This window comes from Phocaeicola intestinalis (assembly GCF_014837065.1).
In the GTDB taxonomy this organism is placed as follows: domain Bacteria; phylum Bacteroidota; class Bacteroidia; order Bacteroidales; family Bacteroidaceae; genus Phocaeicola; species Phocaeicola intestinalis.
Window position 1 is genome coordinate 1 of the sequence record NZ_JACSPP010000083.1, and the last position, 10,519, is coordinate 10,519.

8 protein-coding genes and 1 pseudogene are annotated in these 10,519 nt (G+C 43.2%); 6 read left to right on the plus strand and 3 right to left on the minus strand.

The window, feature by feature from the left end; translation table 11 throughout:
* Nucleotides 1-357: 357 nt before the first annotated feature.
* Nucleotides 358-1,488, minus strand: coding sequence for a glycoside hydrolase family 88/105 protein (locus H9625_RS16175; protein ID WP_022040248.1), 1,131 nt, complete (start codon nt 1,486-1,488; stop codon nt 358-360).
* A 317-nt stretch (nt 1,489-1,805) separates the two neighbouring features.
* On the opposite strand from H9625_RS16175, the gene H9625_RS16180 reads away from it, so the two are divergent.
* Nucleotides 1,806-3,140, plus strand: coding sequence for a rhamnogalacturonidase (locus H9625_RS16180; protein WP_430516455.1), 1,335 nt, complete (start codon nt 1,806-1,808; stop codon nt 3,138-3,140).
* A gap of 403 nt (nt 3,141-3,543) precedes the next feature.
* Here H9625_RS16180 and rplS read toward each other — a convergent pair whose 3' ends face one another.
* Nucleotides 3,544-3,897, minus strand: coding sequence for a 50S ribosomal protein L19 (rplS, locus tag H9625_RS16185; RefSeq protein ID WP_022040246.1), 354 nt, complete (start codon nt 3,895-3,897; stop codon nt 3,544-3,546).
* Nucleotides 3,898-4,097: 200 nt separating this feature from the next.
* On the opposite strand from rplS, the gene H9625_RS16190 reads away from it, so the two are divergent.
* The 4 genes from H9625_RS16190 (at nt 4,098) to H9625_RS16205 (ending at nt 8,969) form a co-directional block, all read left to right on the plus strand.
* Complete coding sequence (locus tag H9625_RS16190) at nt 4,098-4,853, plus strand: 5'-nucleotidase C-terminal domain-containing protein (protein ID WP_087213377.1); 756 nt, start codon at nt 4,098-4,100, stop codon at nt 4,851-4,853.
* 13 nt (nt 4,854-4,866) lie between these two features.
* On the plus strand, nt 4,867-5,712 hold the full coding sequence (locus H9625_RS16195) for a bifunctional metallophosphatase/5'-nucleotidase (protein WP_022040244.1): 846 nt from the start codon (nt 4,867-4,869) through the stop codon (nt 5,710-5,712).
* Nucleotide 5,713: 1 nt separating this feature from the next.
* Entirely contained in the window at nt 5,714-8,680 is a 2,967-nt protein-coding gene (locus H9625_RS16200; RefSeq protein ID WP_191765334.1) for a glycoside hydrolase family 3 N-terminal domain-containing protein, read from the plus strand.
* Between the two features lie 121 nt (nt 8,681-8,801).
* Nucleotides 8,802-8,969 (plus strand): DUF362 domain-containing protein, encoded by a 168-nt coding sequence (locus H9625_RS16205; RefSeq protein WP_013618916.1) that lies wholly within the window; start codon nt 8,802-8,804, stop codon nt 8,967-8,969.
* A 72-nt stretch (nt 8,970-9,041) separates the two neighbouring features.
* On the opposite strand, the gene H9625_RS16210 is transcribed toward H9625_RS16205, so the two are convergent.
* Complete coding sequence (locus H9625_RS16210) at nt 9,042-10,244, minus strand: ROK family transcriptional regulator (protein ID WP_022040241.1); 1,203 nt, start codon at nt 10,242-10,244, stop codon at nt 9,042-9,044.
* Between the two features lie 167 nt (nt 10,245-10,411).
* On the opposite strand from H9625_RS16210, the pseudogene nagB reads away from it, so the two are divergent.
* Nucleotides 10,412-10,519: pseudogene (gene nagB / locus H9625_RS16215) on the plus strand (glucosamine-6-phosphate deaminase); the annotation flags it as partial.

Here is a 10,519-nt window from a genome sequence, read left to right on the forward strand (position 1 = left end):
ATGTATCTGTTTTCGTGTGTGCTTTGGGCGATTTTTTGGTCCTTTTCGCTCCTGTTCTTCGTCAGATAGCCCGCTATTTTCCTCATCACAGAAGAGAAAATGTCTCAAAAACTCATCCCAAATCATCGCACGATAAATTCAAAACAGCTTCTTAGTTTCACTTCCGTGATGAGGAAAGATGCAGGACAGGACAAAAAGAAACACCACAGAAAACACTTGTCTATCCGAAATAGGCAAGGCTTCCTGTGGTGAATCAGCTCAACACACTTTTAATCCAATCCTGAAAAACAAGTATATTCCTATTGAAAAATCCGGTTATATATCACACATGCAGGTGCATGCATTTTTTTTTACTGTTTATTGTAACTTATATATTTCACTTCCTGCCAACAGGAAACACCCTGTACCGAAATCATCAAAATCGGGTTTGCTGTCGTAGGTTACGGGTTGTCCGTCTTTCGGTTCTTTGCCAGTTCCCTGTACGTATCCTAAATATCCGTTGGGATGCACAGCGTCTTTCACCATGGCATTCCAGGCTTTCAGTACGATGGGCAGGTATTCATTTCGGTCAAGCAATCCTGTACGGATACCCCATGCCATGCCATATACGAAGAGCGAAGTACCAGTCAGTTCTTTGCCTCCGAAATGAGTAGGGTCGTGCAAGCTGACGTTCCAGAATCCGTCTTCACGCTGGCAAGCCTTGAGTGCTTTGCTCATGGTGAGGAAATCGTTGATGTAATCCTGCCGGTGGGTCTCGTCGGCAGGAATCTCATTTAATATACGTACATAGGTAGCATATACCCATCCGTTTCCACGACTCCAGTAGCAGTCCTCGCCGTTTGGTTCCTTGTAGGGAGGGTCAAAGTCTGCATCTCTCCACCACAGACCGTCTTTAAGGTTGAACATGCCATTGTCGCCCAACCGATTGCGGGTATATTCATACATCTGCCACATCTTGTCGAAATATTTTTGTTCGCCGGTCAGTTTGCCCATCTTGGCAAATCCGGGCATTCCCATCTGTATGGCGTCAATCCATGTCCATTCGTTGATTTGCGGCGTATTGAGCAGCATGTTCAGGTTGGCCTTGGCATGACGTAACACTTTTGGGTCGGGACAGAGGTTATACATATCTATATATACTTGCGTGCAAGCATAGTTGTCGGCATGACGTGTCCATGTTTCACCACGCACCATGTTCCAGTCATGAAATTCTCCCCACTGATAGGTGTAGTTGTAATATCTGTCATCGGGATAGATGGAATAGAGTGCCATCAGTCCTTCATAATATACGGCACGTGTCCAGATGTTGCTAGGCCGCATCTTGTTCACGTAGCTGGGCTGGCGACAGTCGGGATTGTTTTTCATGTAGAAATCGTTTACCTTGATCAGTGTTTTCAGCGTTTCTTTCTGGTCGGGTATTTCCTGTGCTTTCAGCATGCCAATACCTCCCAAGAAGAGCGCCAATGCTGCAATAAATAATTTTTTCATGGTTCTTTATATTGATTAAATAAATATTTCCTGGGCAAAAGTACGGATTATTCTGTACTGAAAAAATGGAAAATAATACAGATTCCTTTGTTTTTATCCATATTTGGGTAAATTTTGTCTGCGGGGGAAAGTAATTTGTACAATTACACTTGGTTTCTGTATGATTTTCTATTTCAAATATTGTTTGGTTCGTTTATCTTTGCGACATGACAATTGATTGGTATATCCAGAAACTGTTTTGAAAACGAATACATTAAGACGCGAAAAATTTTTGGAGAGATTCAAAACAGTTTCTCAATTTAAAAAGTATAGGTAATATGAATAAAATGTGGACAAAGTGGTTGGCTTTTGCTTGGGTAGCGATGTGTGCTTTGCATCTCTCGGCAAAAGATGTGTTTCCCGATGGTACTCCGGTGCCCGACTGGTTCCGTCAGACGGAAATTGTGAATTTGCAGGATTTGGGTAAAAGTTATCGCATTACAGATTATGGAGTGGTAAACGATAGTACAGTCTTGCAGACAGAGAAGATACAGGCAGTTATCGACAAGGCGTCGCAGGATGGGGGCGGAGTGGTTTATATCCCGAAAGGAACGTTTTTGAGCGGTTCACTTTTCTTTAAGCCCAATACACACCTGTATATAGAAAAAGGTGGAACTTTGAAGGGAAGTGATGATATCAGCCACTTTGCTGTTATTGATACACGTATGGAAGGGCAGAACCTGAAATATTTTGCAGCTTTGGTCAATGCCATCGGGGTGGATGGCTTTACCATTTCGGGTGAAGGACGTATTAACGGAAATGGTCTGCGTTATTGGAAATCTTTTTGGTTGCGCCGGCAAGTGAATCCGAAATGCACCAACTTGGAAGAGTTGCGCCCACGTCTGGTATATATCGCCGATTCAAGAGATGTGCAGCTCTCGGGTGTGCGTCTGGAGAACTCTCCTTTTTGGACTACCCATCTTTACCGTTGCGAGAATGTCAAGTTGCTGAACCTTTCAATTTTCGCCCCTTACGAACCGGTGAAGGCGCCCAGTTCGGATGCCATTGATATTGATGTCTGCACCAATGTGTTGGTGAAGAATTGCTATATGTCGGTCAACGATGATGCCATTGCCTTGAAAGGTGGAAAGGGACCATGGGCTGACCAGGATAAGAAAAACAATGGTTCGAACCGTAACATTATTATAGAAGATTGCGTGTATGGTTTTTGCCATAGTGCATTGACTTGCGGAAGTGAATCCATCCATGACCATAACATCGTGCTTCGTCGTTGCCGGCTGGACAATGCAAAGCGCTTGCTTTGGTTGAAGATGCGTCCCGATACGCCCCAGAACTACGAATATATTACGGTAGAAAATATCACCGGTACGGTTTCCAGCTTTCTTTATGCAAAACCATGGACCCAATTCTTCGATCTGCAAGGGCGGAAGGATATACCTTATTCATATTCAAGCCACGTGACGATGCGGAATATTACGATGGAATGTGAGGTGGTGTTTGATGTGGCAAAAGCGGAAGACCAATATAAATTGTCCGATTTTATGTTCGAAAACTTAAACTTGACTGTAACAAAGAAGCCCGAAATACAGAAAGATTGTGTAGAAGGGTTTACTTTGAAGAATGTGACGATAAACGGTAAGAAAGTGGAATGATATTAGTGAATACCCTTAAATTTCCAGCAAGCAGCTGTTTTGAATTTATCGTGTGCTGATTTGGAGTATTTCCGCTAGTGTGATGAGGAAGATAGCGGGCTATCTGATGAAGAACAGAAGCGGAAATGACCAAAAATTGCCCAATGCACACACGAAAACGGATACATCAAGCCAAGAAAAACTTTTTGGAGAAATTCAAAACAGTTTCTTCTATAGTCAATCAGAAATGAATTGCGTAAAATTATCTCTGATTGACTATAAATGCCAATAGCACAGAAGTATTGGCTTTGATTTCCCTGACTCTTTTTATATAATGGTAGCCACATGCACGACAGATATCATAAAAAAACCGGCCTCTGATAATAGAAGCCGGCTTTTATGTAAGGAAACAATCGAATCCGAATTATAAGTTTGTACGTTTTTCCTGGATTCTCGCTTTCTTACCGGTAAGTTTGCGCAAGTAGTACAATTTAGCACGACGCACTTTACCAATCTTGTTGACAGTAATGCTGTCGATAGCCGGAGACTCCAAGGGGAAAATACGTTCTACACCTACTGTACCAGACATTTTACGTACGGTGAAGCGTTTCTTTTCGCCGTGTCCACAGATTTTGATAACTACACCACGATACATCTGAATACGTTCCTTGTTACCTTCGACGATACGGTATGCTACTGTAACCGTGTCACCTGCTTTGAATGAAGGATGCTGTTTGCCAGTAGCAAATGCTTCTTCTGCAATTTTAATTAAATCCATCTTGTTTTTTTGAAATTAAATTGTTTATCGTACCCAACGCAACATACCAAGTAACTCTTCTTGACAGCGATTGCGCGGAAGCGGTGCAAAGTAAGTGATTTTTTGCGACATGACAAAGCCTTTTCGCTTTATTTTGAAGGAAAATTTGGGCATCGTCGGCTTTTTTTCTAACTTTGACTGGAAATAAACAGACAATCAATATGAAAAAAAGATTATGTTATGGCATGTATGTGGTAGCCCTAGCTTTAACGGCATGTAGTTCAGGCTATTCGCTGGTGTCGGTAGAAGGAGAAAGGGTACCTGTGACAAAAGCATACGATGTGGAGCAAGATATGAAAGCGTGGCGTATGTTGCAGCCTTACCAGGAGGGTGTGGATAGCATCATGAAGCCGGTAATCGGCCATGCGGCACGGAAGTTGGAAGTTTACCGTCCCGAATCGCCCTTGTCGAATCTGTTAGCAGACGTGTTGCGTACGGCGGCGGAAGTTAAAACCGGTATGCCGGCAGATGTGGGCGTGATGAACATGGGAGGCATACGCAGTCTGCTGAATGAAGGGGAGGTAACGGTTGCATCGGTTTATGAAATCACTCCGTTCGAAAACCATTTGGTGGTAGTGACATTGAAAGGGAAAGACTTGCAGGAACTGTTCAGGCAGATGGCTGGGGTACATGGAGAAGGACTAAGTGGAGCAAGGCTTGTCATATCGGAATCGGGCAATCTGTTGAGTGCGAAAGTCGGTGGAAAGGACATTGACCCGGAAAAGGACTATCAGGTAGCTACCATTGACTATTTGGCCGAAGGGAATGATCATTTGTCAGCCTTTAAAGAAGCTGTGGGTAAGCTTGAACCGGAAAATGCTGTTTTGCGGGATTTGTTCATCGATTATGTAAAAAATATGGAAGCTTTGGGCAAGTGTGTTGATGCGAAGGTGGAAGGGCGGATTGTTGAACAATAATACAGATTAAGCAATGAAAAAATTGTGTCTTATTTCTTTATGGGTATGTTTGCTTGTGGTTACAGCAGCAGCCCAGTCAACCAAGGAGATTTATTTATTTCATACCAATGACATGCATAGTCGTATTGAGCCTTTTCCTGAAAATTACCAGGATACCTTGCTGGCAGGGAAAGCCGGTATGGTGCGACGTGCTACTTTTATCAGCCAGCAGCGTGAAATCCATCCTGATTTGTTGCTTTTCGATTGTGGGGATTTCTCGCAAGGTACACCTTATTATAATATATATAAGGGAGAAGTGGAAATCAGCATGATGAACGAGATGCGTTATGATGCTGGTACTATCGGGAACCATGAATTCGATTTCGGTTTGGAGAATATGGCGCGTTTGTTCAGGTTGGCAGAGTTTCCCATTGTATGTGCCAATTATGATGTGACGGGTACGGTGCTGGAAGGTTTGGTGAAAGAGTATGTTGTGTTGCATCGGGATGGTATTAAGATTGGAGTGTTCGGGTTGGGCGCGCAACTGGAAGGTTTGGTGGCAAAAGCATCGTATGGTGATGTGAAGTTTGAGGATCCTGTCTCTGAAGCACAACGGATTGCTGACCTGCTGAAAATGCAGGAGAAGTGTGATTTGGTGATTTGTCTTTCTCATTTGGGTTGGAAAGGAGAGCCTTATTCGGATGTGGAACTGATAGAGAATACGTGCAATATCGATGTAGTATTGGGCGGACATTCGCATTCTTATTTTGAGAAACCTGAATATTATAAGAATCTGGATGGCGTGGAAGTGCCTTTGCAACAAATGGGAAAGCATGCCGCTTTTATAGGAAAAATGGTGTTGACTTTGCAAAAGAACTGAGATGAGAAAGGCGGTCGTTTTATATATATGCTTGTTGTTGTCTGTCTGGGTAGAGGCTCACACGATGCCTTCGGTATTGAGCCAGGTGAAAGATACGGCAGCGTGCCGCAGATGGGTGGAAAGCCGGTTGTCGGAGATGACATTGAAACAGAAAATCGGACAGCTGTTTATCCATACGGTAGATCCTGTTACAGCTCCGCGCAACAAAGCCCAGATACGGAAAGCGATTGAGGAATATGGATTAGGTGGATTGTTGTTTGCCAAGGGGCGGATAGACCAGCAGGTGCAATTGACTAACTTGGCACAGCAATGGAGCCGGATCCCTTTGCTGATTACTTTTGATGGTGAATGGGGATTGGCTATGCGTCTGAAAGATACGCCCGAATTTCCCAAAAACCGGATATTGGGATGTGTTCAGGATGATTCGTTGATTTATCGTTATGGGAGAGAGGTGGCACGTCAGTTGCGTGAAATAGGGGTGCAGGTTAATTTCGCTCCTGTGGCGGATGTGGATAATAATCCGGGAAATCCAGTCATCAATACCCGTTCTTTCGGGAGTAACCCCAAAGAAGTGGCACGGAAAGTTATTGCTTATGCACGCGGTTTGGAAGATGGAGGTGTGTTGGCTGTCTGCAAGCATTTTCCCGGACATGGTGATACGGATGTCGATTCGCATAAGGCATTGCCAGTGCTTCCTTTTGACCGTGCCCGTATGGATTCTATTGAGTTGTATCCATTTCGTAGGGCGATAGATGCGGGAGTAAGTGGTATGATGGTCGGGCATCTGCAAGTTCCTGAATTGGAGGAGAAGCCGGCTTCTATTTCTTCCGATATTATAACCACTATGTTGCAGGATGAGTTTCATTTCTCCGGACTAGTCTTTACCGATGCGCTCGAAATGCGAGGTATCCGTCAGGCGGACGATGTGTGTGCACAGGCACTTTTGGCCGGAAACGATTTGTTGTTGGCTCCACGTAATTTAAAGCGGGAAATGACTGGAGTAATGAATGCTATAAAGAAAGGCCTGCTTACCGAAGAGGTGATTACCGAGAAATGCCGGAAGGTACTTACCTTTAAATATGCATTGGGTCTAAGTCAGCGCCCGGTGGTGGATGAAAAAGATTTGAAGTCTCGTATACGCATTCCTGAAACAGACAGCTTGCTGCTGGCATTGGATAAAGCAGCTGTTACAGTACTGAAGGACTCGCTGGAAATGCTTCCGTTGGAATTGGCTTTGTCAGGTAATGTCTTGTTGAGCATTTCTCCTTCGATAGTCGATTCTTATCCTTTTTACAACGGATTGCAGGAATCGATAACAATCAATTGGGTACATGCACGTGTGGATTCGTTGCAGTCCATTCGTAAGCGGCTTTGTACGGCACAGCAGGTTATCGTGGCATTGCATCAGAAAGATTATGAATCTTATGTGCCGTTTCTTCAGGAATTGGCAGCCGATAAACCACTGGTGGTCGTTTCTTTTGTTCCTCAGGAGGATTTGAAGACTATGCTTCCTGTCTTGCAGCATGCTTCGGCCGTTGTTCAGGCACATGTCGGAACAGAAGCAGTTCAACGTTATGTAGCAAAGGTCATGACAGGCAGAGACAAGGTGACAGGACGTTTGTCGGTAGGCATTCCCGGCTGGTGTCAAGCAGGTGTAGGCATAACAATAGACCCTGATTGCCCCTATTTGTATACACCTGAAGATTTTGGTATGGATTCGCGTATATTGGCACGTATTGATACAATAGCCCAGGAAGGGATTGATGCGCAGGCTTATCCCGGATGTCATGTGCTGATATTGAAGGATGGATATCCTGTCTATAATAAATGCTTCGGAACATTTACCTACGATGGTTCGCGCAAGGTGAAAGAAAATGATTTATATGATTTGGCTTCTTTGAGTAAAGTGACCGGTACATTGTTGGCTGTAATGAAATTGTATGACGAAGGTAAATTCGGGTTGACCGATCGGGTGAGCCAGTATTTGCCAATGTTGGAAGATACACGGAAATCGCGTATTACTGTTCAGGATTTGTTGTTTCACGAATCTGGTTTGCCTGCTTACTGGGCTTTCTATAAGGAGGCTATTGATTCGAAGTCATGTAAAGGAGGTTTGTTTCGTAAAAAGTATGACCGGTATCACACGTTGCAAGTAGATGAAAACCTGTATGCCTGTACCGGGTTCGTTTATAAAAAAGAATGGGTTTCTTCCGTACGCACAGGGAAGTATGTGTTGCCTTTGTCCGACAGCTTGTATTTGAATGCTGATTTTCGGAAAGAGATAAACCGGCAATTGGCAGATATACCTTTGAAAGGACATTCTTACCGGTATAGTTGTTTGAACTTTATGTTGCTGAAAGAGTTGGTGGAATCTGTTGCAGGCGTTGCATTGGATGTGTATTTGGATAGTGTATTCTATAAGCCGATGGGTTTGGTGCATACGGCATACAATCCTTTGCATCGGTTTGATAAATCGCAGATTGTGCCTACTGCGGCTGAAGACTTTTTGCGTAGGACAGAACTGCAAGGATATGTAAATGATGAGATTGCAGCTTTCATGGGAGGAGTTTCAGGTAATGCCGGACTTTTTTCGACGGCACATGATGTAGGAGCTGTCTTTCAAATGCTGTTGGATCGGGGAGTGTATGGAGGGCATCGTTACCTGAGTAGGGCTACATGCGACTTATTCATTACCTTACAGTCGGAAGAGAGCAGGAGAGGACTGGGGTTCGACAAGCCTGATACCGGGCATCCAGAGCATAGCCCGTGTGCGGCTGAAGCTCCGCAAGGGGTTTTTGGGCATACAGGCTTTACTGGTACTTGTGCTTGGGCAGATCCGGAAAACGATTTGGTCTTTGTTTTCTTGAGCAACCGCACTTATCCGCGTGCATTCAATCATAAGAATCTGACTAAGCTGAATATACGTACACGTATGCAACAAGCAATGTATCAGTCTATAAAGCGGTGATTCTATTTAGACTATGTACAAATTAATCAAATATTGCTATGTAGACGTTACAACTTCACATAAAAAAGTTACCTTTGCATTATCAAATTAGTACTAATAATAACTTTTAACTTTTACAACAATGGCTTACGTAATTAGTGACGATTGTATCGCTTGCGGTACTTGTATCGATGAATGCCCGGTTGGCGCAATCTCTGAAGGTGACAAATATTCTATCAACCCGGATATGTGTACAGAATGCGGTACTTGCGCAGATGTATGTCCTTCTGAAGCAATCCACCAAGGATAATCGATAAATCGTCGGTTTTAAAATTTATAGAGGATGTTCTCTTTTTGGAGTGCATCCTCTTTTGTATTTGGGTCAGGCTTCAAACATCCGGCTTCTCGATAATAGACATGAGCCTATGATACCTGCCTGGCTTTTCAGTTTTGACAAAATGATTTCTGAATCGCGGCTCATCAGGCTAAGTGTGTATTTTCGTACGGTGGTAATGATGGGCTGTAACAGAAATTCGCCTGCATTCGACATTTCCCCTCCAATGATAACTGTATCAGGATTGAAAATATTGATAAGGTTACCGATATGCACCCCCAGTTGTTGTCCGATTTCTTCTACCAGTTCAATGGCAAGTAAGTCTTCTTTGCCTATGGCATTGAATATATCATCCAAGGTAATGTCTTCGATGGACTTTTCAGACAGGACAATCGAAGTCTCGCCTGCTTTCAGGTGTTCGATGAATTTGCGGTAGAGAGCCGAACAGGAATTTTCAGTTTCCAGGCATCCCTTTTTGCCGCAATGGCAGATAATCTGGTTGTCATATCCATAGGTGTGGCCGAATTCGCCCGAGAACCCAGACTTGCCTTTGTATAATTTCCCGTCTATCAGAATACCCATGCCCAGTCCCCAGTCTATATTGATAAAAAGAGCATTGCGCGAACCTTTTAGAGCTCCTTTGATATATTCGCCATACAACATGGCGCGGCTATCGTTCTCGATAGAAACTTCGATGTGTATACGTTCTGTCAATATTTCTGCTAAAGGGCGTTCGCCGAAGTTGAAGAAACTGTGACTGTATCCCAGTTCTGGATTCACCCGTCCGCACAGAGCTACATTGATGTGTATAATCCGCTCTTTACTGATGCTGAGTCCATCGATAAAGGTTTCAATGTGTCGGCAGATTTTGTCAATGCATGCCATTGTGTCTTGCCGTTCGATATGGATACCCATTTGTAGTTTCAGTAAATCACCTTTGAAGTTGATGAGACCGATATGCAGGCTGTTCCACGTTATGGATACGCCGATAAAATAGGCCGAATCAGGGTTTAGTCCATAAAGAATTGGATGTCTTCCACCGCTCGTTTCCAATTTCCCATATTCATCAATGTAGCCTTGTTCATGCATTTCGTCTATTACTTTTGTTACAGTAGGAATGCTTAAGTCCATGTCTTTGGCTAGGTCGGTAATGGTCGAATTTTCATTATATATTAAATAGGTAATGATATGCTTTTTCATAATAGCACTTTTCGAACCTTTTTGGATGTCTGCTAATAGCTGTTCTTTCATAAGCGGTGTTTTTAAAAATGGAAAGCCGGTTAATTAAAAATTTAAAAAACAATCGATAATTACTTTGTATAATGATTGTTTTATTCATAATTCCCAATATCTTTGCAGTGGTTTAACATGCAAAGTGGATTCTTGTTACAAATATATTAATTAAATCTGGAAAAACTATGAGAGTTATTATCGAATCAGATTATCAGGCTCTTTCCGAATGGGCAGCTAATTATGTAGCCCAAAGAATCAATCAGTTCCAGCCATCTTCCGAACGTCCTTTTGTA

Bases quoted from the DNA above. Each gene is read 5' to 3' on its own strand.
- H9625_RS16180 (WP_430516455.1), top strand. From the start codon at position 1,806: ATGAATAAAATGTGGACAAAGTGGTTGGCTTTTGCTTGGGTAGCGATG.
- H9625_RS16175 (WP_022040248.1), bottom strand. From the start codon at position 1,488: ATGAAAAAATTATTTATTGCAGCATTGGCGCTCTTCTTGGGAGGTATT.
- H9625_RS16210 (WP_022040241.1), bottom strand. From the start codon at position 10,244: ATGAAAGAACAGCTATTAGCAGACATCCAAAAAGGTTCGAAAAGTGCT.
- H9625_RS16200 (WP_191765334.1), top strand. From the start codon at position 5,714: ATGAGAAAGGCGGTCGTTTTATATATATGCTTGTTGTTGTCTGTCTGG.
- H9625_RS16205 (WP_013618916.1), top strand. From the start codon at position 8,802: ATGGCTTACGTAATTAGTGACGATTGTATCGCTTGCGGTACTTGTATC.
- H9625_RS16190 (WP_087213377.1), top strand. From the start codon at position 4,098: ATGAAAAAAAGATTATGTTATGGCATGTATGTGGTAGCCCTAGCTTTA.
- H9625_RS16195 (WP_022040244.1), top strand. From the start codon at position 4,867: ATGAAAAAATTGTGTCTTATTTCTTTATGGGTATGTTTGCTTGTGGTT.
- rplS (WP_022040246.1), bottom strand. From the start codon at position 3,897: ATGGATTTAATTAAAATTGCAGAAGAAGCATTTGCTACTGGCAAACAG.